General features: G+C 45.4%; 23 protein-coding genes and 1 tRNA gene. 6 read left to right on the top strand and 18 right to left on the bottom strand.

Annotated elements, in window-relative coordinates; all coding sequences use genetic code 11:
* Positions 1-84: 84 nt before the first annotated feature.
* From MWG26_RS15580 to MWG26_RS15595, 4 genes are all read left to right on the top strand, one after another.
* On the top strand, positions 85-999 hold the full coding sequence (locus MWG26_RS15580) for a deoxyribonuclease IV (RefSeq protein WP_025656779.1): 915 nt from the start codon (positions 85-87) through the stop codon (positions 997-999).
* Positions 1,000-1,093: 94 nt separating this feature from the next.
* On the top strand, positions 1,094-1,462 hold the full coding sequence (locus MWG26_RS15585; RefSeq protein WP_025656778.1) for a GntR family transcriptional regulator: 369 nt from the start codon (positions 1,094-1,096) through the stop codon (positions 1,460-1,462).
* The gene (locus MWG26_RS15590; RefSeq protein ID WP_025656777.1) at positions 1,463-2,161 is read left to right on the top strand and encodes an ABC transporter ATP-binding protein; all 699 of its coding nucleotides are present in this window, start codon (positions 1,463-1,465) and stop codon (positions 2,159-2,161) included.
* Positions 2,155-2,955 (top strand): hypothetical protein, encoded by an 801-nt coding sequence (locus MWG26_RS15595; RefSeq protein ID WP_025656776.1) that lies wholly within the window; start codon positions 2,155-2,157, stop codon positions 2,953-2,955. Before MWG26_RS15590 ends, MWG26_RS15595 begins: the two co-directional genes overlap by 7 nt.
* A 176-nt stretch (positions 2,956-3,131) precedes the next feature.
* Here MWG26_RS15595 and MWG26_RS15600 read toward each other — a convergent pair whose 3' ends face one another.
* The 16 genes from MWG26_RS15600 to MWG26_RS15675 form a co-directional block, all read right to left on the bottom strand.
* Positions 3,132-3,464 (bottom strand): branched-chain amino acid transporter permease, encoded by a 333-nt coding sequence (locus tag MWG26_RS15600; RefSeq protein ID WP_025656775.1) that lies wholly within the window; start codon positions 3,462-3,464, stop codon positions 3,132-3,134.
* Positions 3,455-4,159 carry an AzlC family ABC transporter permease gene (locus MWG26_RS15605; RefSeq protein ID WP_117440692.1) on the bottom strand — a complete coding sequence of 235 codons (705 nt, stop codon included), beginning with the start codon at positions 4,157-4,159 and terminating at the stop codon, positions 3,455-3,457. Before MWG26_RS15605 ends, MWG26_RS15600 begins: the two co-directional genes overlap by 10 nt.
* A 178-nt stretch (positions 4,160-4,337) precedes the next feature.
* A tRNA-Arg gene (locus MWG26_RS15610) sits at positions 4,338-4,409 on the bottom strand.
* Between the two features lie 281 nt (positions 4,410-4,690).
* A complete protein-coding gene (locus tag MWG26_RS15615) occupies positions 4,691-5,635 on the bottom strand; it encodes a DUF5688 family protein (RefSeq protein WP_025656773.1) in 945 nt (314 codons plus the stop codon).
* Between the two features lie 460 nt (positions 5,636-6,095).
* Entirely contained in the window at positions 6,096-6,653 is a 558-nt protein-coding gene (efp, locus tag MWG26_RS15620) for an elongation factor P (RefSeq protein ID WP_025656772.1), read from the bottom strand.
* A 91-nt stretch (positions 6,654-6,744) separates the two neighbouring features.
* Entirely contained in the window at positions 6,745-7,257 is a 513-nt protein-coding gene (locus MWG26_RS15625) for a YqeG family HAD IIIA-type phosphatase (RefSeq protein WP_025656771.1), read from the bottom strand.
* Positions 7,257-8,042 carry a shikimate kinase gene (locus MWG26_RS15630; RefSeq protein WP_025656770.1) on the bottom strand — a complete coding sequence of 262 codons (786 nt, stop codon included), beginning with the start codon at positions 8,040-8,042 and terminating at the stop codon, positions 7,257-7,259. The genes MWG26_RS15625 and MWG26_RS15630 overlap by 1 nt, the downstream gene beginning before the upstream one ends.
* Positions 8,043-8,190: 148 nt before the next feature.
* Positions 8,191-8,883: a peptidoglycan recognition protein family protein gene (locus MWG26_RS15635; RefSeq protein WP_025656769.1), complete on the bottom strand. Its 693-nt coding sequence runs from the start codon at positions 8,881-8,883 to the stop codon at positions 8,191-8,193.
* Between the two features lie 325 nt (positions 8,884-9,208).
* Positions 9,209-10,663: an IMP dehydrogenase gene (guaB, locus tag MWG26_RS15640; RefSeq protein ID WP_025656768.1), complete on the bottom strand. Its 1,455-nt coding sequence runs from the start codon at positions 10,661-10,663 to the stop codon at positions 9,209-9,211.
* Positions 10,664-11,644: 981 nt separating this feature from the next.
* Positions 11,645-13,270, bottom strand: coding sequence for a chaperonin GroEL (gene groL / locus MWG26_RS15645; protein ID WP_025656765.1), 1,626 nt, complete (start codon positions 13,268-13,270; stop codon positions 11,645-11,647).
* A gap of 108 nt (positions 13,271-13,378) precedes the next feature.
* The gene (locus MWG26_RS15650; RefSeq protein WP_025656764.1) at positions 13,379-13,663 is read right to left on the bottom strand and encodes a co-chaperone GroES; all 285 of its coding nucleotides are present in this window, start codon (positions 13,661-13,663) and stop codon (positions 13,379-13,381) included.
* Positions 13,664-13,885: 222 nt separating this feature from the next.
* Positions 13,886-14,212: a hypothetical protein gene (locus MWG26_RS15655; protein WP_025656763.1), complete on the bottom strand. Its 327-nt coding sequence runs from the start codon at positions 14,210-14,212 to the stop codon at positions 13,886-13,888.
* A gap of 141 nt (positions 14,213-14,353) precedes the next feature.
* A complete protein-coding gene (gene codY, locus MWG26_RS15660; RefSeq protein WP_025656762.1) occupies positions 14,354-15,133 on the bottom strand; it encodes a GTP-sensing pleiotropic transcriptional regulator CodY in 780 nt (259 codons plus the stop codon).
* A gap of 96 nt (positions 15,134-15,229) precedes the next feature.
* Positions 15,230-17,302, bottom strand: a complete 2,073-nt coding sequence (gene topA, locus MWG26_RS15665; protein ID WP_117440690.1) for a type I DNA topoisomerase — start codon at positions 17,300-17,302, stop codon at positions 15,230-15,232.
* Between the two features lie 36 nt (positions 17,303-17,338).
* Positions 17,339-18,421 (bottom strand): DNA-processing protein DprA, encoded by a 1,083-nt coding sequence (gene dprA, locus MWG26_RS15670; RefSeq protein ID WP_025656761.1) that lies wholly within the window; start codon positions 18,419-18,421, stop codon positions 17,339-17,341.
* A 4-nt stretch (positions 18,422-18,425) separates the two neighbouring features.
* A complete protein-coding gene (locus tag MWG26_RS15675; protein ID WP_025656760.1) occupies positions 18,426-19,958 on the bottom strand; it encodes a YifB family Mg chelatase-like AAA ATPase in 1,533 nt (510 codons plus the stop codon).
* 151 nt (positions 19,959-20,109) lie between these two features.
* Between MWG26_RS15675 and MWG26_RS15680 the strand changes: the two genes are divergently transcribed.
* Together MWG26_RS15680 and sigK are read left to right on the top strand one after the other, a co-directional pair.
* Complete coding sequence (locus MWG26_RS15680) at positions 20,110-20,256, top strand: hypothetical protein (RefSeq protein ID WP_155857968.1); 147 nt, start codon at positions 20,110-20,112, stop codon at positions 20,254-20,256.
* 527 nt (positions 20,257-20,783) lie between these two features.
* Positions 20,784-21,401, top strand: a complete 618-nt coding sequence (gene sigK / locus MWG26_RS15685) for an RNA polymerase sporulation sigma factor SigK (RefSeq protein ID WP_025656759.1) — start codon at positions 20,784-20,786, stop codon at positions 21,399-21,401.
* A 756-nt stretch (positions 21,402-22,157) separates the two neighbouring features.
* Here the strand turns inward: sigK and MWG26_RS15690 are convergent.
* Together MWG26_RS15690 and MWG26_RS15695 are read right to left on the bottom strand one after the other, a co-directional pair.
* On the bottom strand, positions 22,158-23,396 hold the full coding sequence (locus tag MWG26_RS15690; protein WP_025656758.1) for a peptidase U32 family protein: 1,239 nt from the start codon (positions 23,394-23,396) through the stop codon (positions 22,158-22,160).
* Positions 23,397-23,412: 16 nt separating this feature from the next.
* Complete coding sequence (locus MWG26_RS15695; RefSeq protein WP_025656757.1) at positions 23,413-24,075, bottom strand: O-methyltransferase; 663 nt, start codon at positions 24,073-24,075, stop codon at positions 23,413-23,415.
* Between the last annotated feature and the right edge of the window lie 3 nt (positions 24,076-24,078).

Consider the following 24,078-nt stretch of genomic DNA (forward strand, 5'->3'; position numbering starts at 1 on the left):
GAACTCTCCCCGTATTTTGGGGCATTTAAGTATGTTTCCCAAACCAAAAACCCTAAATACTGTTTGGAAAGGCAGGAATAAAGAATGATTATAGGATCACACGTAGGAATGAGCGGAAAGGAAATGCTTCTTGGCTCCGCCAGAGAAGCTGTTTCATACGGAGCAGACACTTTTATGTTTTACACCGGGGCGCCCCAGAATACGCGGCGTAAGGATATCAGTGAACTGAATATTGAACCCGCATGGGAATATATGAAGGAAAACGGAATCAATGAGATTATTGTACACGCCCCTTACATCATCAACCTTGGAAATGCAGTTAAGCCGGAAACTTTTGAACTGGCAGTGGAATTTCTGGATAAAGAACTGCAGCGTACGATTGCCTGCAGAAGCCATCTGCTGATTCTGCATCCGGGCGCACATGTCGGCGCCGGCGTCGAGACCGGTACTCATCAGATTATCCAGGGACTGAACGAGGTTCTTACAAAAGATACGGACTGCTGCATCGCACTGGAAACAATGGCTGGAAAAGGCTCCGAAATTGGCCGGACCTTTGAGGAGCTGGCCCGTATATACGACGGCGTTAAGTATAACGATAAATTGCGGGTATGCTTTGACACCTGCCATACCAGTGATAGCGGATATGATATTATCGGACAGTTTGATAACGTGATCGATAAGTTTGACAAAATCCTAGGAATAGACCAGATTGCAGTGTTCCACATAAATGACAGCAAAAACGTACCCGGAGCTGCCAAGGACCGGCATGCAAATATCGGTTTTGGAGAGATCGGCTTTGATGCCCTGAACTATATCGTCCACCACCAGGATTTTGAAAACGTGCCGAAGATTCTGGAGACGCCTTATGTTCCATCCCCCACATACGAGAAAAAATCCTATGCACCATATAAATATGAAATCGAAATGCTCAGGAACGGGAAATTTGATCCCGGTCTCACAGATAGAATTATCAGGGAGAATGAAAAGACAGGCTGCTAGTACTTGACAACTGAGGCGCCTCATTGTATGATTGTACTATATAGATAATACAGTATTACAAAAACTTTATCATACAGAAAAAGAGGTGACTTAGATGCCATGGGATTTAGATAATGACCGCCCTATCTATCTGCAGCTCATGGAGCGCATCCAGCAGGACATCATTGCCGGCATATATAATCCCGGAGATAAGCTCCCATCCGTACGTGACCTGGCTCTCGATGCTTCCGTGAACCCCAATACCATGCAGAAAGCGCTCTCCGAACTCGAAAGAAGCGGCCTGGTATATTCGCAGAGAACCAGCGGCAGATTTATTACAGAGGATGATGCAATGCTGAAAAAGATGAAAAAAGATTTAGCATCCGAACATATTCATCAATTTTTTGAAAAGATGAAGCTGCTCGGTTTTGGGGATGAAGAGATTCTGGAATTAATCCAGGAGACAATCAAGGAGGAAAAGTAAATGAAACCAATTCTGGAATGTCAGGGACTGACTAAGAAATATAACAACTTCTATGCGCTGTCCAACCTGAACCTGACTCTGGACAGAGGGCAGATTGTAGGGCTTCTTGGCCCCAACGGCAGCGGAAAGACTACATTGATCAAGCTGATTAACGGTCTTTTAACCCCTACTGACGGACGCGTCATGATCAACAGCCTGGCTCCCGGAGCTGAGACAAAAAAGCTGGTCTCTTATCTGCCGGAAAGAAGCTATCTGAATGACCACATGCGGGTGGACGATATACTATCCTACTTTTTAGATTTTTATGATAATTTTGATCTGGACCGCGCCAGGAAAATGCTGCACGATCTGGAGATCGATACACGCTCACGGCTGCGCACCTTATCCAAAGGCACCAAGGAAAAAGTACAGCTTGTGCTGGTCATGAGCCGGGATGCCGAACTTTATATCCTGGACGAGCCGATCGGCGGTGTGGACCCTGCTGCGAGGGACTATATCCTGCACACTATTCTGACCAATTATAACGAGAATGCGACCATTCTTCTGTCCACACACCTCATCACCGATATTGAAAATGTACTCGACAGAGTTCTTTTTATCCAGAACGGACAGCTTTCCCTGAATGCTTCTGTAGACGAGATCCGCACAAAGGAAGGGAAATCCGTAGATGCTTTATTCAGGGAGGTATTCAAATGTTAGGCAGACTCATTAAATACGACTTAAAATATGGAGCCAAGTTATTTATTATACTCCACGCACTGCTGCTGTTGGCCAGTATACTCGGACGGTTTTTCTTTCTTGAAAAACTCGACTTCAGCGCAGAACCGAATGTCCTGATCACCTCTCTTGGTTTATTTATATCCATTTTTCTGCTTCTATTTACGGCAGTATCCTTTGGGGTGATGTTAATGCTTGGTATCCGTTTTTATAAAAATCTGTTTACAGATGAAGGATATCTGACATGGACCCTGCCTGCAACCCCTGCACAGCAGCTCTGGGCCAAGATTATATCCGGCACAATCTGGTATGTCATTGATATTTTGCTCTACAGCCTGAGTCTTTACATTTTGGTCAGCGGTAAAAATGTTACAACAGCCTACGCAGAAATCGCCTCTGAGGTAACAGAGTCACTTGGGATGCCGCTCGGCCGGTACAGTCTGTACATGCTGTTATTTATACTGGCCAGCAGTATAGGAAGCGTCATCATGATCTATTCTTGTGTGGCAATTGGGCAGTTGTTTCCGGGCCACAGAGTGCTGTGCTCCGTTGTTGCTTACATAATAATATCTACAATCATTCAAATATTTACCTTTATAATCCTTACTGCCCTTGGCATATTTCCGAACGGCAGCAACTACCCGCCTGGTGCAGGCAATGTAGGCCATTACTTATTTGAATTGTTTAGGTTAAGCGGAATCCTGATATTTGTTACAACAGTATTGGAATACGCCGCAACACATTATATTATGAACAAAAAGGTGAATCTCATCTAAAGAAATTCACCCAGCGTCTGAAAAAAGCGTTCCGAATCAACCGGCTTTGGGAAATATCTATTCCTCCCGCTCTGCGTTGCCTTATCTATATTCCTCTGAAAGGCATTTGCAGAAAGTCCGATGAGCGGAACGCTTTTTGCTTCTCTCTTGTTCTGCGGGCCCAATTTGCCGGCCGCTTAAAATATGACTTGTACCAGGAACATATAGAATACAGTACCTGCTCCAATGCTCAAAAGGTTGTTGCGTTTCCAAACGTGCAGCAGGATAACGGCCAGCACGGCTAATGCTTCCGGAAGACCATGGGGGGCTGTCCTTATGGGGGTATCCTTCAAACAGTATACGACCAGCATTCCAATGACAGCCGGAGTCAGGACTTTTCCAAGATACTCAATTGTCTTGGGGATTGCCTTCCCCTTGGGAAATATTAGAAATGGCACAGCCCTTGTGGCAAACGTAGTGACAGCCACGGCCAAAATAATGCATAATGAAGTTCCTATATTTACGGGCATGTCTCCACCTCCCCTTCCAGGCGTTTTCTTGCGGCAAAGAGTATCAAAATGCTCAATATCATTGTCGGAAACACAAAACTTCCGCTCCCGAAAATCTGAAGGCATAAAACGGCTGAAACCACACCGATCATTGCAGGTATCCTATTCTTTGCTTCCATCCATTGCTCTACAAATATCACAACAAACAGGGCGGTCATGGCAAATTCTATTCCCTCGGCGTTGATGGGCAGTACGCTTTTTAAAATACCTCCGATGGCTGAGCCGATGACCCAGTAGCTCTGGTCCAGAAGCGCAATGGCAAACAGAAACTTATCTTCCTCAACATCCTCCGGAATTTTGGTAGTACACAAAAGAGAGTACGTCTCATCCGTCAGTCCAAAGATCATATACCAGCGCTTGCCGCCCATTTTGTTAAACTTATCTAACAGGGACAGGCCATAGAATACATGCCGGATGTTCACCATCAAAGTCATAAATATGACCTGTAGAAAAGAAATACCCGGCACAAAAAAATTCACAGCCAGGTACTGCCCCGACCCCGCATAAACAAGCAGGCTCATTAAAACCGCCCACCAGGCAGAATATCCTTTTTCCGCATACATAACACCAAAAGCAATCCCTATGAACAGATATCCCGTCAGTACCGGGATCGTATAAGGAAAAGCCCTCTTAAACGCAGTCTTATACCCTGACATGACTACCCCTCTCCTCTGCTTCTCTTTTGTTATAATCCACGCTCAGTAATTTCACTGAGTACGCTGCATCTTATCTATATAAAATAATATGCCTGGAAATGTATTCCCAGTTTTCTGTTAATGCCCGGTGCTAAAATACATATTTTAATACGATACTTTTTCCAGGGCATAAAAAATACACGTCTGGGCGGAGTCGAACCGCCGCACATGCCTCCGGAGGGCATTGCTCTATCCACTGAGCTACAGACGCATAATTGCTGTGCAATTCTGCTGTAATGGAATGAACCCTTAACAGAATGCTTTATTATCCTAGCACAAAATTTGTGAAATGTAAAGAGGAAAACAAGATTTCGTGAAGAGCTTTCACCTCGGTGCGGATCGGGAAACGCTCCAGGTAGGAGCAACCGAAATCCTCCCGGAAGAACCTGTCTGGCAGGCAGGTTCTTCCGGGGGCTTTCGGCTCCCCCTACCTGGAGCTGGCGCACCCGGCAGACAGGGAAAGACTCGTTTCCAGGATGCCCCGTGTACGATCTATCCCCGTTCTCCGCACCATGCATCCCCCTTTTTCATGGACATTAACTTCTTCTCCTCTCTTTGGTAAAAATAGGCATGATCGCTCAGTACTTCCTCCGGTTCTACCTGGGTTTCATTAATTTCAACAACCATCTCGCTCATTTCATCTGCATCGAGTGCCTTGGATTCCGGAACAATAATCAGTTCGTGTATGCTGCTTGGCAGAATATAATAGTCTTCTTTTAACATTTCCCCCACCATCTCCAGTACATGAGGGTAAAACAGGCATGCAGCTCCATAATTGCGGAGAGAATTCGTCAAAACGTACATAACATCCTTCTTTTCATCGTTTTGAATTTCTAGCAGATTATCCTCCTCATCCGAGTCCACTTCCAGCATCTCCTCAATGGCATGGCGCATAGTATAAAACTCTGCCGGCAGAAGGTTTGTTACATTCCTGACCGCAGCCCGGTACAACTCTTCTTTCTGTACGCCCCACATCTTCAGATGTTCATTACTGATCTGAATACTGGCCGTCCCATTCCTGTCTTGTTCTAAAAGTACATAGAACACAATCGATAAATCCAGTACTTCCATAAAAGGGATACACTCCAAAAGCTTTTTGTTTTTTTCTGTATGGATGAGACGGAATACCACTCGCTCCCTGATATTTTCATACTTTTGAAACTGGCTGCAGTCCCATACTTTCCTGCAGTCCACCTCTTCATAAAAGTCCAGAATCTCCTGGACAACCCTGTCTATCCGTTCTCCCTTCAGGACCCGTTCAAATAGTTCTTCCAGATAAATAGCCGGCGCAGCATTCACGCCATCTGCCTTAATCATAATTCCCTGCTTCTCACTGCCATTATTCTTTCGGGCAGTATAGACGCTCGCCTGAATTCCCTCCTTTAATTTTTTATTTAATTCCTGTTCAACAGCACACAAAAAATCCTGATAATTCATAATTCTCCTTTCAAATTTTCTGTGCTCATCAAAACAAATTAGGAAAATTGACACGACCTGTGTCCATGATAAAATAATGATTTGAAACATATTAGGTGAGTAAATTATATATGATTTTCGTCAAAAACACAATCCCAAATAAGGCAAAATATTGTTGCCCTTCATCTAGCCGATGCATCCCAGTACTATACTGGTATATGCCGTTGTAAAACACTTTTGTATGCTTACTGCATCTAAAAAAGGAAGCCGGATATGCAGAGAAAACTCGATTTTCAAATCAAGTTTTCAGGAAACCCGGTTCAGGAAATCATCAGATTCCCACAGGGGTTCCCCAGTCCTCATATCCGGCATCGGTTTTTCTCAGATACAGCTAGCGGCACAGGTGTCTAATACAGGCCAATACCCTTCCTAGCAGCCCTGTCGTAGAGCGTCCCCTGCTCCGCTCTGTTTCTTTTCCACATTAAACACGTGACAAATATTCCCCTGTACGTGTATCAATCTTTAGGACATCTCCCTGCTCTACAAACAGAGGTACCATGACAACTGCCCCGGTCTCTACTGTCGCAGGCTTTGTTGCTCCCTGTGCAGTATCACCCTTAAATCCCGGCTCTGTCTCTGTGATTGCAAGCTCTACAAACAGCGGCGGCTCAACAGAGAATACATTTCCATTATGAGAACAGATTTTTACTACTTCATTTTCTTTTACAAACTTCAAAGCATCACCGACAACTTCAGCATTCAGTGCGATCTGATCATATGTCTCAACGTCCATAAAGTTGAATAAATCCCCGTCCTGATACAGATACTGCATGTCTTTCCGGTCAATACGAGCCTGTTCAAACTTTTCATTCGGTCTGAAAGTCTTTTCAACAGCACCGCCGTTAATTATATTTTTTAACTTTGTTCTTACAAATGCTGCACCTTTACCTGGTTTTACATGTTGGAATTCCAGAATCTGATAGATGTTCCCCTCAATCTCAACGGTTAATCCATTCTTAAAATCTCCTGCTGATATCATTGTAATCCTCCTTCAATTGCGCTGCCAATGCGCCTACCTTTTTACACTGTTTATAATTTTATAATAGTTTCATTCATTTTTCAACCTTTTTTTAACCGGAGATCCGCTTCTTTTGCTTCTTTTTATAGAAATGCAGCACAATCTTCTCCAGGTACCGTTTCAACACGATCTGAATCTCCTCTTTCGGATGAATCGGCTTAACCAGTATATTGCGGATGCCGCTTCTCTTAGCCCCCCAGACGTCTGTAAATAGCTGGTCTCCTACAAAAAGAGTATTGGAATCGTCCGTCCCCATAATCTCCATCGCTTTTTTATAATTCTTTGTGGAAGGCTTATGGGCATTATAAATATAGTTCGTCTGAATCTCTTCGTTGAACATCTTAACCCGCGCTTCCTGATTGTTTGAAATCAGGCATGAAGAAAAACCGATTTCCTTCAGTCTGGCAAACAGTTTTTTAGCGCGGTCATCCGCAGGGGCGCCATGAGGTACAAGTGTATTATCTATGTCAAATATAACGCCTCTGAATCCATCTTCATATAATTTTTCAAATGGGATGACGTATGTAGACATCTTATAGTCATCCGGGAAAAATCTGTCAAACATTATTCCGCATCCATCTCCATTAACTTTGTAATCAGTTCCTCACAAACCTGCAGCACCGTCTTGTTATCAGTCTGAATCACGATATCGGCAGCCGCCTCGTATTTCTCACGGCGGTTTTCCATCAGATCAGCAATAAACTCTACATTATTATTCTCTTTGAGCACCGGTCTGTCATCACTGTCTTTCACCCGTTCATAAACGGTCTCCGGACTCGCAGTCAGAAGAACCACACGGCCGTTTTTCTTCATCTCGGCAACATTCTCCGCCCGGAGGGCTGCTCCTCCGCCGCAGGAAATAATGGTATTCTTTTTATTCTGCAGTTCGATCAGCAGTTTTGTTTCCTGCTCCCTAAAATATTCTTCACCATATGTGGCAAAAATATCCGGAATACTCATTTCTTCACGATCCGCAATTACCTGATCCATCTCCACAATACGCATCGCAAACATTGTGCTGAGATAGTCAGACACCGTAGACTTGCCTGCGCCCATAAATCCAATCAGTACTATATTGTAAGAAAACAGCTTCCTTGCCTGTATCCTCTTGCTGTTACGTACAATTCTCCTGAACACATCGTAAATCTCGTCCTGATACTTACTGCCTTCCAACTTATCCTTCAGTCTCTGTTCCTGCTTGGCTTCCTGTGCCGGCTGCAAAATCGGCATGCCGTATTCCTCTTTATATGCCATGATCTTTTCTACAATTGCATTGCGCTCTACCAGCGCATCTATGATCTTGTCATCACACAAAGCAAGCTGTTCGCGGTACATCTCTAAATCATTCATCTTCCAACGTCCACCTTTAATCTCTTATTCCAAAACAATACACCATATTATAGCAACTTTCCCAGATGATAGCAAGCAGAAACTAACCGCCTATATCCCTATTTTCAGCTTTTTCGATCCTTTTTTCATTTATATAAAGTATTTTCTCCTACTCTTTATGGGATTTCTCCAGAGCGGCTTTCACATCGCCTTTAAACAGTTCCCATGCATCTTCATGATCCACAAAATATTTGGGACAGATTTTTCCCGTAACGTCATAGTGCCGGATCACATTCTCCTCCGTCAGGCCAAACTTTTTACACAGCCATGCTGTCAGCTGGACCACAGACTTATAAGTCGCGTCATTAAACTCTCCCGACTCATTCGGGTGGCAGCATTCGATTGAAACCGTGTCATGATTTCTACTGTTAGATGCGTAAGCAATCTCCCATGTCGGCACGCACTGGATAATTTCTCCGTCCAGGCCGACCACAAAATGGCTGCTTACCGACGTCTCATGGCTATCCTTCAATCCTTGAAAATAGTCCCTGTTATTTTGTGCCGTGCTGCCTGGATTAGCCGTGTAATGAATGACGATGCCGGTAATCGGATCAGATTCAGCCCCCGGCCTCGAATACTCATTCACATCCAGCAGCTGTACATCAATCTTCGGCTCCGAGGCATCCACAGACAGCCCCGTATTGGCACGATTTCTCCTCCCATCGGCAACGCAGGAATAAATTCCCAGGACAATTGTCAGGATTACCAGAAACACGATTCCTCCATATATATAGAGAGACTTCTTATCGATTCTTATATTCTTCAGGTTTATTTTTCTTTTTGTATATTTTCGTCTTTTCATCCCTGTACCCCAATCCAAAAACTGTTTATATCTTATCATATTTTGTCGAAACAAAAATGAATATTTTATTAAAATTGTCTTAGCAAGAGTACCCTGTAACAGATAAAACCGGCAGACATGATGAGTTTTAACTGATGGACTGGCATTATGGTAAATAAAAAACCGGACAGTTCCGGGATCCCCGCTTCTTTACTGAATATTTCGGGTATCTCCGGAATTGTCCGGTTCTATATGATTCAAGGGGCATCTGGCTCCTCGCCGCAGGCGACTTTTAATGAGCCTGATGCTGTTACTATGCACGGCCCTTAGGACGAGCATAGTAATTTTATTCGTCCACGCTGTAGTTCGGAGCCTCTTTTGTAATATGAATATCGTGCGGATGACTCTCTTTCAGAGATGCTGCAGAAATTTTCACAAATTGTCCGTTCTCCTTCAACTCATCAATTGTTGGCGTTCCGCAATAACCCATGCCGGAGCGCAGACCGCCCATCAGCTGGAATACGGTGTCTTCCACGGTTCCCTTGTATGCAACCCGTCCTTCAACGCCTTCCGGAACAAGTTTCTTAGCATCCGCCTGGAAGTATCTGTCCTTGCTTCCGTTCTCCATAGCAGCAATCGAGCCCATACCGCGGTATACCTTATATTTTCTTCCCTGGAATAACTCGAATGTTCCCGGGCTTTCATCACATCCGGCAAATATGCTGCCCATCATACAAACATTTGCACCAGCAGCGATTGCCTTAGTCATATCTCCGGAATACTTAATACCGCCATCTGCAATAATCGGTATATCATATTCTTTTGCCACTGCATAACAGTCCATAACTGCAGTAATCTGCGGAACACCAATCCCTGCAACAACACGTGTCGTACAGATAGAACCAGGCCCGATTCCAACTTTGACAGCATCTACTCCTGCCTCAATCAGAGCCCTTGTTGCGTCCCCGGTTGCAACATTCCCTGCAATGATCTGAAGTTCCGGATACTTTTCTTTTACCATGCGTACCGTACGCAGAACATTCGCAGAATGACCGTGTGCAGAATCCATAACCACAACATCTACTTTAGACTTCACCAGCGCATCCACACGCTCCAGAAAGTTTGCTGTAATTCCGATCGCCGCCCCACAGAGCAGCCGTCCTTGACCGTCCTTTGCAGACAAAGGATATTTAATCTGTTTTTCAATATCCTTAATTGTAATCAAACCTTTCAGGTTTCCTTCATCATCTACGATCGGCAGCTTTTCCTTTCTTGCCTTCGCAAGAATCTTCTTCGCTTCGTCCAATGTGATACCTTCCTTCGCTGTAATCAGCCCTTCGGAAGTCATGGACTCCTTAATCTTCTTAGAGAAATCTTCTTCAAATTTTAAATCACGGTTTGTAATAATTCCGACGAGTTTTTTTCCTTCCGTAATAGGAACTCCTGAGATGCGGTACTTTGCCATCAGATTATTGGCATCTTCCAGTGTATGTTCAGGTGATAAATAGAAAGGATCTGTAATTACCCCATTCTCAGATCTCTTAACCTTATCAACCTCATCCGCCTGCTGTTCAATAGACATGTTTTTATGAATAATACCAATCCCGCCCTGACGAGCCATCGCAATAGCCATACGGTGTTCAGTAACCGTATCCATTCCTGCGCTCATCATCGGAATATTCAGTCGAATCTTCTTCGTCAAGTTCGTTGATAAATCAACCTGGTTCGGAATTACTTCGGAAAATGCTGGAACTAAGAGCACATCATCAAATGTAATACCTTCTCCAATAATTTTACCCATGATTTTATTTCCTCTCTTTCTCTAATATGTAAGCTGATGTTTTAACTGATATAGTACAAAAATTAAACAAACTTGTCAAGGGATTCCCAGGTTTCCGCCTGAAAAACACATAATAAATACTAACCCCCATTAAAAACCACCACTTATAAGTTGGAATATATGGGGGGACTTTTTTGGCTGAAGGGGACGCAGGGGAGCAGGCGGACAGGGGAAGCGGGCGATGCAGGCGGACAGGGGAAGCGGCTAAATAAAATTTCAGATAAAATGGCAGACTCCGCAGACACTCAGAAAAAATCTGATGATTTTTTCCTGCGGGTCTGCTCATTTCCCGAACTTGTGGTTCGGGAAATGGTCTGCATTTTATCTGAAATTTTATTGAAGCCGCTTATCCCGCCCTCCTTGATGCATCGCCCGCTTCCCCTGTCCGCCTACTCCCCTGCTGGGCGCATCAAGTCGGAAGAAAAAATTCCCCCTTGGAGGGATTCCGGCGGTAGCTGCGGATTGATACGATGTGGGGCGCTTTGATTTAGATAAGGAAGTTTTGAAGATTGCAGACCTTGTGCGAGCTGCGCTCCCTTATCCAGCCCAATCCACCGCCTCACGTAATCCTACTGGTAAAATGGGCATCTTCCGTCTTGATGTGCGCAGCCTGCCGGGAGCGGTCAGTGGAATGGACGGAGGCGTACATCTGTTGGGGCTATGCGGCTTAGAGAGCACGGCTGGAAATACTTACGTAAAAAGAGCGGCCCACTGAGGGATGGGAATTGATTTACCAAATCAATTCCCAGTACAACCTAAAACGGGAAAGCATCAAGCTTTCCCGTTGCATGTTGCACGTGCCCTCAGTGGGCCGTTCTTTTTACGTTAGTATTTCCCCGTAAACGGGTTGCCGCATAGCCCCAACAGATGTACGCCTCCGTCCATTCCACTGACCGCTCCCGGCAGGCGGACCCTTCTCCCAGAAGATCCCCTTTCACCCAATTACATCATACCCATTCCGCCGCCTGCTCCTGCCGGCATTGGTGGTGTATCTTCTTTGATTGTAGCCACTACTGATTCTGTTGTCAGCAGTGTGGATGCTACGCTTGTTGCATTCTGTAATGCGCTTCTGGTAACTTTTGCAGGATCCAGGATTCCTTCTTTTACCATGTCTACATACTCTTCTTTGTATGCGTCAAATCCAACTCCTGGTTCGGACTCTCTTACTTTATTAATGATAACTGCTCCTTCAAGACCAGCATTTGATGCAATGTGGTACAGTGGTGACTCCAGAGCCTTCAGAACTACTTTAGCGCCTGTTTTCTCGTCGCCTTCCAGTTCCTCGGCAAATTTTTCAACTTCTTTCGCTGCGTGAATGTATGCAGAACCGCCGCCTGCAATGATTCCTTCTTCTACTGCAGCTCTTGTTGCGTTCAGAGCATCTTCCATGCGGAGTTTTGCTTCCTTCATCTCAGTCTCTGTTGCAGCGCCTACGCGGATAACTGCTACGCCGCCAGCCAGTTTTGCGAGTCTTTCCTGTAATTTTTCTCTGTCAAAATCAGAGGTTGTCTCTTCGATACCCTTCTTAATCTGGGCAACTCTGTCTTCGATTGCTTTCTTTTCTCCACACCCATCAACAATAACAGTGTTCTCTTTCTGAACTTTAACGGATTTTGCACGTCCCAGCTGATCCAGGGAAGCTTCCTTCAGATCCATTCCCAGTTCCTCTGAAATCACTTGTCCGCCTGTCAGAATCGCAATATCCTGCAGCATTTCTTTTCTTCTGTCACCATAGCCCGGTGCTTTTACTGCTACTACGTTAAAGGTTCCGCGCAATTTATTGACAATCAATGTTGTAAGAGCCTCTCCCTCAATGTCTTCCGCAATAATCAGAAGCCTTGCGCCTGACTGTACAACCTGCTCTAAGAGTGGAAGAAGATCCTGGATGCTGGAGATCTTCCTGTCTGTGATCAGGATGTAAGGATCTTCCAGATTTGCTTCCATTTTTTCCATATCTGTTGCCATATATGCGGAAATGTATCCACGGTCAAACTGCATACCTTCTACTAGATCCAGTTCGGTAAGCATTGTCTTAGACTCCTCGATCGTGATAACGCCGTCATTGGAAACCTTATCCATAGCGTCTGCTACCATCTGTCCTACTGCATCATCTCCTGATGATACGGCTGCAACCCTGGCAATCTGCTCTTTATCTTTCACTTTGCTGCTCATTTTTGCAATGGCATCTACTGCTACATCTGTAGCTTTCTTCATTCCTTTACGGAGAATGATCGGATTCGCGCCTGCTTCCAGGTTCTTCATTCCTTCGTGTACCATGGACTGTGCAAGTACTGTAGCTGTTGTTGTACCATCTCCGGCCACATCGTTTGTCTTGGAAGCCACTTCTTTTATCAGCTGAGCTCCCATGTTTTCAAATCCGTCTTCCAGTTCGATTTCTTTTGCAATCGTTACACCATCGTTTGTAATAAGCGGTGCTCCGAATGATTTGTCAAGAACAACGTTTCTTCCTTTTGGTCCCAATGTTACTCTTACTGTGTCGGCCAGCTTGTTAACTCCTTTTTCCAGCGCTGCTCTGGCTTCTGTTCCATATTTGATTTCCTTTGCCATGTCTGTCACTCCTCTTATTCTAATTAAATTCTTTCTTCAAGTTCATCTGTTAAAACATATTATTTTATAGAAATTAGTCAAGCAATTAAATTAATTTTGACGGACATCCTACTCAACAATTGCCAAAATGTCGCTCTGTTTTACAATGATATACTCTTCTTTTTCCAACTCTACTTCCGTTCCTGCATATTTGGAGTAGATAACTTTATCGCCGACTTTTACCTGCATTGTCACTTCTTTACCGTCTATATTTCCACCAGGTCCAACTGCAATTACCAATGCCTCCTGCGGCTTCTCTTTTGCCTGACCCGGCAGGACGATACCTGACTTTGTTGTTTCTTCCGCTTCAAATTGTTTTAATACAATCTTGTCACCTAATGGTACTAATTTCATAGTAATTCCTCCTTAATTAATTTTGCTAGTTATTAGCACTCATTTCTTTTGAGTGCTAACCTCATGAATATAAAATAGCACTCTGTTTCCAATTTGTCAACAGAGTTTCTAAAATTTATACATTATTTTGCAGCTTGCTGCAAATCCGCCCGCAGGGTATGTGTTACGGTATGCCCTGCGGGTTTCTTAGTTTATAAAACTGACTTCTTTTAAGTCTTTTGCTTACTTTCGTTTAATCGGCCGTTTTACGCTGTCCACATTATAGAATCCATTCTCTATCTTAAAGACAAGCATATTGCCATTCTCACACTGAAAGCGTTCTTTCACTGCTCCTGTACAGTAAAGCAGTTCTTTCTTAGTGGAAATATAGCACTGATATTTGGCATCCAGGGAAATTGCCGTCAAATCATCTTCTTTTAATTGCAAGTATATGTAATCTTCCTCCAAATCATACTTAAAAACCTGGCAATGATGTGTCGCATCATCAAAAATTACATCTGCCGAAATTACTTTTTCCATCTGTAAGTCTACCGGGTTACCTTCATACATATTTCTCTGCCTCCTAAACGATTTGATTTTCTGTCCTAAACTTCCGGATAATTATTGATTGTTATCATAAGAGAGGGTATCAGCTGCCTGATACCCTCTCCAATTTACTATACTCAGTAATAGATAAATACGTCTGAACATCTACAGACGCTCTTTTTTTATTTTTTCCAGTTCCGTAAACACATAATCATTCAGAACCTTAATATATGTCCCTTTCATGCCGGATGACCTGGACTCTATCACGCCTGCGCTTTCAAACTTTCTAAGTGCATTGACAATTACGGATCTGGTAATGCCTACACGGTCTGCAATCTTACTTGCTACAAGTATGCCTTCCGTACCGTCCAGTTCCTCGAAAATATGAATAATTGCCTCCAGCTCTGAAAAAGAAAGGGTGCTGATCGCAGACTGCACGATGTGTTCTTTTCTCGTCTCCTCCGCGCTCTCTTCATTGACAGAGCGAAGCATCTCCAGCCCTACTACCGCTGTTCCATACTCACTCAAGATAATGTCATCAATCTCATATACGGAATTCTGTTTGTAAATAAATAAAGTCCCCAGACGCTCTCCTGCTATGTCGATCGGTGTAATGATAGCCTGGTACCCGCTCACCGCTTCCGGCGAAAAACCAAGTGTTTCCAGATTGACATTCTCTTTAGTAGATAAGATATTCAGCAGACGTTCGTTCAGCATCTCATCGATATGCGCGCCAACTGACTCGCCTACGAGTTCCCTGATGCCTTCCACCTGTCCACATTTGCTCACTCCCAGTATCTTGCCCTTTTTGCTGACAACAAGGACATTAGAATCCAGAATCTCCGTAAGGACGGCACAAATATCGTTAAAAACCACCTTGCTGGAATTGTTGTTATGAAGCAGCTTATTAATTTTTCTTGTCTTATCCAATAACTGTACGCTCATTGATTTCCTCCAGATTTAATTGTGTATACAACTCGTTTCAATTCGTTCGATATAGTTATGTTATCATACAACTCACGAAATATCAACGTCATTTATCTAATTTTTTTTCAGATTTCGGACATATCCACATTTTTCATCTGCACATACGAGTTTACTTCCTTTTTCTACCATATAATTGCCGCATTCAGGGCACTTTTCCTTGGATGGCTTCTGCCAGGACATGAACTCACATTCCGGATTATTTTCACAGCCATAATACTTTCTGCCCTTCTTTGTCTTGCGGATTACTACTTCTTTACCGCAAACCGGGCATGGAACGCCAATCTTCTCCAGATATGGTTTTGTATTCTTGCAGTCCGGGAATCCCGGACAAGCCAGAAACTTTCCGTGAGGGCCATATTTTACCACCATGTTCCGGCCGCACTCTTCACAAATCACGTCTGTCACTTCGTCTTCGATCTTAACACTTTCCAGCTCTTTCTCGGCAATCTGCACTGCTTCTTCCAGATCCGGATAGAAGTTACGGATGACCTCTTTCCAAGGTACCTTGCCTTCTTCCACCATATCCAGCAGGCCTTCCATATTGGCAGTGAAGTTCTCGTCCACAATACTTGGGAAAGACTGCTTCATGATATTATTCACAACCTCGCCGATCTCTGTGATATAAAGGTTCTTTGCTTCCTTTGTGACATAGCGGCGTCCCAGGATCGTGGAGATCGTAGGAGCGTAAGTACTTGGACGGCCAATGCCCAGTTCTTCCAGCATCTTGACCAGAGTCGCCTCCGTATAATGCGCTGGCGGCTGCGTAAAATGCTGCTTTGAATCAAAGCTCTCCTTATTCAGCCGGGTGTCCATACTCAGTCCGTTTACCAGAACATTGCTCTCTTCTTTCTCTTCGTCAGCCTCTGTGTAGACACTGCGGAAACCATCGAATACTACTTTCGAAGTTGCTACTGTAAACCGGTAATCACCTGCTCCTATTTTTACAGAAATGGTCTCATACTTTGCAGGCTGCATCCTGCTTGCTGCAAACCGTTTCCAGATCAGCTGATAAAGGCGCAGCTGATCCCTGGAAAGAGAATCTTTCAGGGAGGCCGGAGTCCTGGTAATATCGGTAGGCCTGATGGCCTCATGCGCATCCTGTATCTTCTTCTCGGTCTTTTTCGCCTGAGCGCCTGCAGCCACATACTCTTTTCCATAAGCTGACGCAATATATTCTCTTGCCGCTTCATCCGCCTCTTCGGAGATTCTGGTGGAATCCGTACGCAGATAAGTAATCACACCGACTGTCCCATTCCCCTTGATATCAATTCCTTCGTACAGCTGCTGTGCAATGCGCATCGTTTTCTGTGTTCCAAAATTCAGTACCTTAGCGGCTTCCTGCTGCAGCGTACTGGTTGTAAAAGGAAGCGGGGCCTTGCGGATGCGTTCTCCTTTTTTAATATCAGTGATTTTAAACTCTTCGTTGTCTACTGCTTTGATTATCTGATTCAGTTCCTCTTCTGAACCAATCGTCATCTTCTGTTTCTCTGTACCGTAAAACTTAGCCACCAGCGGACGCTTTTCGCCTTTTACCTTTAAAACAGCATCCAGAGACCAGTATTCTTCCGGAATAAATGCATCGATCTCGGCCTCCCTGTCTGCAATCAGACGAAGCGCAACCGACTGCACGCGTCCCGCACTGAGTCCCCTTTTTACTTTTGCCCACAGCACCGGGCTTATACGGTAGCCCACCATTCTGTCCAGGATACGGCGTGCCTGCTGAGCGTCAACCAGACTCATATCAATATCCCTGGGGGCCTTTAAAGATGCCTTTACAGCATTTTTGGTAATCTCGTTAAATGTAATACGGCGCATTTTCTTATCATCTAATTTCAAAGCCGTTGCCAGATGCCAGGATATCGCCTCTCCCTCTCGGTCGGGGTCAGTTGCAAGATAGACTTTGTCGGCTTTCTTTGCTTCCTTGCGCAGATTCGCCAGGATATCTCCCTTTCCCCTAATCGTAATATATTTGGGCTCATAGTCGTTTTCTATATCAATGCCCAGCTGGCTCTTGGGCAGATCTCGGACATGTCCGTTCGATGCAGCAACTGAATAGTTGCTCCCCAGGAACTTTTTGATTGTTTTCACCTTGGCAGGTGACTCCACAATAACCAGATAATGTGCCATAAAACTTCCTCCAATAGGCTTTCACGCCTCTATTTATCATTTTATCTTAATATAATGATTTTTTGAAATCTCTTTGATGTATCCTTTCAGTTCTAACGACACAAGCCGCTCAAGCACCTCGTTTGCCGGCAGCTTCGTTTCCTCTGTGAGCTGGCTAAGATTCTTGGGATACAAACCAAGACGACTATACACCATATTTTCCCCACTTTCAAGCACTTTTTCAATTTTGGCTGTTTTTTTGTTCTCTTCGGTACAGTTCATATTCAGCTCCTCCAGGAGCATTTCCGTCGACAACAGAATACCTGCCCCCTGTCGGATCAGCTCATTGCAGCCCTGGCTCAGGCTGCTGTTAACAGGCCCCGGCAGCGCATACACATCCCGTCCCTGCTCCAGGGCCATATCCGCGGTGATCAATGATCCGCTCTTCTCTCGTGCCTCGATCACAAGAACCAAATCCGACAAACCGCTGATAATCCGATTCCGCCGGGGAAAATTCTGGGGTGCGGGAGGGGTTCCAGGCGGAAATTCGGACAGGATTCCTCCTTCTTCTTCTAAAATATCCACATACAGCCCGATATGTTCCCGTGGATAACAGATATCCACACCACAGCCTAATACCGCATACGTATGCCCTTTTCCCATCAGAGCGCCCCGCTGGGCGGTTCCGTCTATGCCCCTCGCCAGCCCGCTGATAACCGAAACATCACACTCTGCAAGCCGCTCCCCGAATTCAAAAGCATACTTTTCTCCATAGGGTGTACAGCGCCTGGCGCCCACAATCGCAACCGCCCTTTTCTCCTCTTGCGGCAGTCTGCCTTTTACGTAAAGCGCATAGGGCGGATCCGGAATTGTCCTCAGTCTTCCTGGGAATTCCCGGGAAAAACAGGGAATAAAGCGGATGGATTTCTCCTCCAGCTTTGCTGCTGTTTCTTCCGGATTTCGCTCCTTTTGCGCCTGCATAATTGTATGGATGTCCCTTTCATTTAAGAACTCTAATTCTTTTAGTTTTGTTTCTTCTATATAAAATATACATTCACCGGAACCAAGATGTTTTCTCAGCAGATATTTTTTACGGTCACTCAAAGGTGTAATAGCAGCAAGCCAATATTCATATTTCATTTTCTCATCTCCCCCAGTATTTTTTGTCCATCGTACGGTAACCTATTGCTTCTTTTATATGTTTCACAGCAATTCTATCCTGTCCGTCCAAATCTGCAATCGTTCTGGCCACCTTCAGGATTTTGTGGTAAGTCCGGGCTGTGAGCCTGAGGGAAGTAAATGCCTGCTCCATCAGCCTGTTTTCCGCTTTTCCAAGCCTACAGTATACCTCCAGCTCTTTAACCCCAAGCATCGCATTCGAAACAATACCTGTCCCTGTATAGCGCCGGTTTTGAATTTCACGGGCATCACATACACGCCTTCGTATCTCTGCTGAACTTTCTTCTTTTCTTTTTCGCAAAAGAGCCTCGAACTCCACTTTGGGAGCCTCCACGCAAATGTCGATACGGCTAAGAAAAGGCTGGCTGATCTTGCTCAAATACTGCTGGATCTGGCCGGGAGTACAGGTGCACCGTTCGAAATCGGGATAGCAGCCGCAGGGGCATGGATTCATGGCCGCAATCAAAATAAAATTAGCCGGGAACACATAATTGCCGTGTGTCCTCGCTATGTGTATCTGATGTTCCTCCAGTGGCTGCCGCAGCACTTCCAGCACAGCCTTCTGGAACTCCGGAAGTTCATCCAAAAACAGTACGCCTCCATGAGCCAGGCTGATCTCACCGGGAGCAGGAACCAGGCCGCCTCCAATCAGCGCCGCCTTTGTAGCCGTATGGTGTACACTGCGGAACGGCCTCTGTCGTATCAGCGGTGCTTCCTTATCTAACAGCCCCATTATGCTGTATATCTTCGTAATCTCCATGCTTTCCTCCAGTGTCATAGGCGGAAGGATCCCCGGAATTCGTCTGGCCGCCATTGTTTTTCCGCTTCCCGGCGGCCCAACCAGCAAAAGGTTATGGCCGCCCGCTACGGCTACTTCTGCGGCCCGCTTTACATTTTCCTGCCCCTGTATCTCACTGTAATCCGGAAATTTTTGTACAGGCTCCCCTTGCTTATGTTTTGGATACGGCTCTGGCTCCAGCCGCACTTCTCCAGATAAAAAAGAAATAACTTCATGAAGATTTCGAACCCCCAGCACCGCGACCCCTTCTACTAGCGCACCCTCAGGTGCATTGGCTTTCGGTACTACACACACGGGAATCCCTGCCGCCCTTGCCTCCATAATCACAGGAAGAATTCCCGGAACTTTCTGTAAACATCCATCCAGGCTCAGCTCCCCTATAACCAGGGCATTCTTCACATTCTCCTCAGGAATCAGCCCCAGGGATACAAGAATTGCCACCGCAATGGGCAGATCAAACGCCGCCCCTCTCTTTCTCATCGTTGCCGGTGACAGATTAATCACCGTCTTCTTAGCCGGATAATCCAGCCCCGAATTGCGGATTGCTGTCTGCACTCTTTCTGCTGCCTCCTTCACCTCAGAAGAAAGATACCCAACCATATGAAAAGCAGGAAGCCCATTGCTGACATCTGCCTCCACATGTACAAACTCCACCTTCAGCCCCTGAACAGACGCTGATAAAACTGTGCTGAAACTCATTCATACACTCCTTTCAAGCATTGATCAAAAATAGATAAGTAAATAAATGGAACATGGCCGAAACGGCCCGAATTGACAACCAGGGAAGAAATCCCCGGAACTGGTGAATCCATCATAGCTTACTATCGCACTCCTGTCAAGAAGGAGATCTTTGAAGGGAGTTTTTTGCTTTGAGGGGGCGCTGAGAGAGAGGGGAGACTGGTTTCCGGCGGGGCGCATCAAGGCGGAAGATAAAATACTCCCACGGAGGGTGGATCTGCGGCTGAGGCGTATTTGTGATGTATGGACGGATATCTGATGGCTGGAGATGGCTTATCAACAAATTACACAAATGCTTCAGTCATTAAGTCACTCATATGCGATTCAATCCGCCTCCCTCGCAGCTTCCCGCCCCGACAAAAGAAATATCCATCCGTCCGGATGCGACCAGCCTGTCCGGGAGGGGGCTTCTGCCGCAGGCCAGGAAACTTCCATGCCCCTTTTCGGCTGCATAGAGTGCGCGTAGTCTCGTTTGATAAAAACCGTATCGGATGGGGAGGCTGAAATCTGCTTCCGAAGCAGATTTCAAAGCGGCCTGAGCCGCGCAATTCTTCAGAATTGCGGGGTGAATGCCGCTGGTGCCTCCCCATCCGATACGGTTTTTATCTAGCGAGACTAAGCAAACGGGCCGCAGCCGAAAAGGGGCATGGAAGTTTCCTGGCCTGCGGCAGAAGCTCCCTCCCGGACAGGCGTCCCCTCCGCAACTCCCTATTTATTTTGTGTGGAAAAGCACAATTTTGACGTTTTTCACATAGACTATATCAAATGTGCTTAGAGGTGCTGTTCTTGAAATCTTTTCCAAATCCCCTCACTCCATCGGAAGAAAAATATTACATGCAAAAATATACAGAGGGCGACCTTCAGGCAAAACATGTCTTAATCGAACGAAATCTGCGGCTCGTTGCACATGTCATTAAAAAATACCAGTATCTCGACGAGGACCCTGAGGATCTCATATCTATAGGAACCATTGGCCTGATCAAAGCTGTCGTTACATTTAATCCAGATAAGGGCAACCGGCTTGCAGCCTATGCTTCCAAATGTGTTGAAAATGAAATTTTGATGTATCTGCGGGCCAAAAAGAAAACAAGCAAGGAAATCTCGCTGTATGAACCCATCGGCACCGACAGAGAAGGCAACGAAATCAAGCTCTATGACATCATCGAAACCGACGAAGCAGACGTCCCCGAAAAAATCAACCTCAAAGAAAATATCCAGAAGCTTTATGACAAAGTTGAAAACGAACTCTCCCAGCGCGAAAGGCTTGTTCTAAAAATGCGGTACGGCCTCTACAACGGGGAAGAATACACACAGCGGGAAATTGCCAGGCAGCTGGGAATCTCCCGCTCCTACGTCTCCCGCATTGAAAAAAGTGCGGTGGAAAAGCTGCGGGAATTCTTTTAAGGTGGGTATTGGGGAGTTTTTTGCGGAGAGGGACGCTGAAAAACCGGGAAGCCTGCCCCAGGCGGGGAGTACCTATGCCATTTTAAAAATCCGCGCCTCTTACGTAAACGGCGCGGATTTTTAAAATGGCATAGGTACTCCCCGCCTGGGGCAGGCTTCCCGGTTTTTCAGCTGGTTCATCCAATCGGCAGTAAAAGCCCCTCCCCTGAAAGTGGCACCAAACGGTTGCCACGTATTAATTCGCTCGGTGCAATGTAAAACCCCCAGTAATTGACTTATAGTAATACTGTTATGTTTTGATATAAAGAAAAAATCTACTTATCACTGCATAGGGTTATCCATAAGTTCTTCAAAATATTAGACTAACCATCTTCTTTACAAACCAGGACATACTGCCCCCTCAACGACTCAATACGCCTTTACCGTCTATAAGCCTCTGGCAGACAGGTCTTCCCTACCGTCCGGATGCACCAGCGAAATAAAGGGATAGCCGCAAGCCGTCCAAGTGCATACATGCCGTTTTGAAGTGCTAAAGCGGACCTAAGAAATTCTTGGAAGCCGGCAGCTAAAAAAGTGGGGAAATTTTGTGATCACCAAATCACAAAATTAGGCGACCCAGCGCGAGAAATCATCGGATTTCTCGTGATGTGTCGCCTGTGCCTCACTTTTTTAGCTGTCGGCTTCCTAGAATTTCTTAGGTCCGTGTCCGCACATCAAAACGGCATGCATGCACTTGGACGGCTTGCGGCTATCCCTTTATTTCGTGTCCCCATCCTCCCTCCGCCTAAGAAGATCAAACAGCTCCGCATTTCTGCTCAATTTGATCCTCAGTTTTTGTTTGGAATGCGGCGCGCTCTCCTGTTCTTCTCCATCTTCATTTATGATCTGAAGCACAGTAGTTTCTATATTATCTCCGTTTGGTTTCATGATCTCTATTGTTTCACCTACGGAAAATTTGTTTCTCTGCTCTATTTCGTACAGCCCGTCCCGCTCCTGACCGATAATTCCGAGATAAGTGTATTCTTTGACATAGGTATTACTGTCATAGATCTGAGTTGTCTCATCCGGCTTTCCAAAGAAGAAACCCGTTGTAAACTGGCGGTATGTGCAGTTTGAGATTTGTTCCAGGTACCAGGGCATGTTTTTTCTGTACAGCTCCGGATCTTTTTGGCAGTCATCAATGGCTTTGCGGTAAGTCCTCGCAACGGTTGCCACATAAAGGGCAGTCTTCATGCGTCCTTCAATCTTCAGGCTGTCTATGCCCGCTTCCAGAAGTTCGGGAATATGTCCGATCATACACAGATCCTTTGAATTGAAGATATAGGTGCCTCTCTCGTTCTCGTAGACCGGCATATACTCGCCGGGCCTTGTCTCCTCTACAACCGCATACTTCCAACGGCAGGGGTGGGTACAGGAGCCCTGGTTTGCATCTCTGCCCGTAAAATAGTTACTCAGCAGGCATCTTCCGGAATAGGAGATACACATTGCTCCGTGGACAAATGTCTCTATTTCAAGATCATCTGGTATATTATCACGCAGTTCTCTCAGTTCATCCAGGGAAAGCTCCCTTGCCGAGACAACACGGCTTGCTCCCTGTTTGTACCAGAAATTATATGTGCCGTAGTTCGTGTTATTGGCCTGTGTACTGATATGACGTTCAATCTCAGGACATACTTCTTTTGCAATTTCAAAAACCCCCGGATCCGCTATGATCAGGCCGTCCGGTTTTATTTCCTTCAATTCTTTAAAATACGCTCTCACACCGGCCAGATCGCGGTTATGCGCCAGTATATTGGCTGTAACATAGACTTTTACAAAATGCTCATGGGCAAAGGCAATCCCTTCCTTCATGTCTTCCATAGAGAAATTCTTGGCCTTTGCACGAAGCCCGAAAGCCTCTCCGCCAATATATACTGCATCTGCTCCGAATATGACTGCTGTTTTTAATACTTCCAGACTGCTTGCCGGAATCAAAAGTTCTGGACGTCTTCCCATTTCCTAATCCTTTCTATCACATTTCCTCTTTTAACTGTCCTCTTTTTGTGCTGACTGCTACGCCGTCCCCCAGTGGCAGTATGGACGTTACCAACTCTTCATTATGTTTCAGTTCATACAGATATTCCCGCATCCTGGCATGAATGGTACGGTTCCTGCGCTCTACTGCAAAGCGGGACTCGATGATGTCCCCATCCTGCATGACATTGTCTGAAACGAGCGTGCCGCCATCCGCCAGAAGCCGCAGGACCTCGGGCATAAAGTGGATGTACTGGCCCTTGGCCGCGTCCATAAAGATAAAGTCAAAGGATTGGTACAAGTCTTTCAGCACCTCAGAAGCATCCCCCTCCAGCAGGGTTATCTGCTGCTCTTTCCCCGCTCTCCTGAAGTTTTCACGGGCAATGGGAATTCTTTTTTCATATTTTTCTATTGTTATGATCTCACACCCCTCCGGGGCGTATTCACTCATCAATAACGCAGAGAAACCTACGGCAGTCCCTACTTCGAGAATGCGCATAGGTTTTTGTATGGTGATAATCACCTTGAGGAAGCTCTGCATTTCTTTTCTTATGATCGGAACGCAAGTATCCAGGGCTTCCCTCTCGATGGCCTCCAGTATTTCACTGTTCTCTGTCTCCATAGAATTGATGAATGTAACGATACGTTCATCTACTATCATGTC

Source organism: Faecalicatena contorta (assembly GCF_022835095.1).
GTDB lineage: Bacteria > Bacillota > Clostridia > Lachnospirales > Lachnospiraceae > Faecalicatena > Faecalicatena contorta.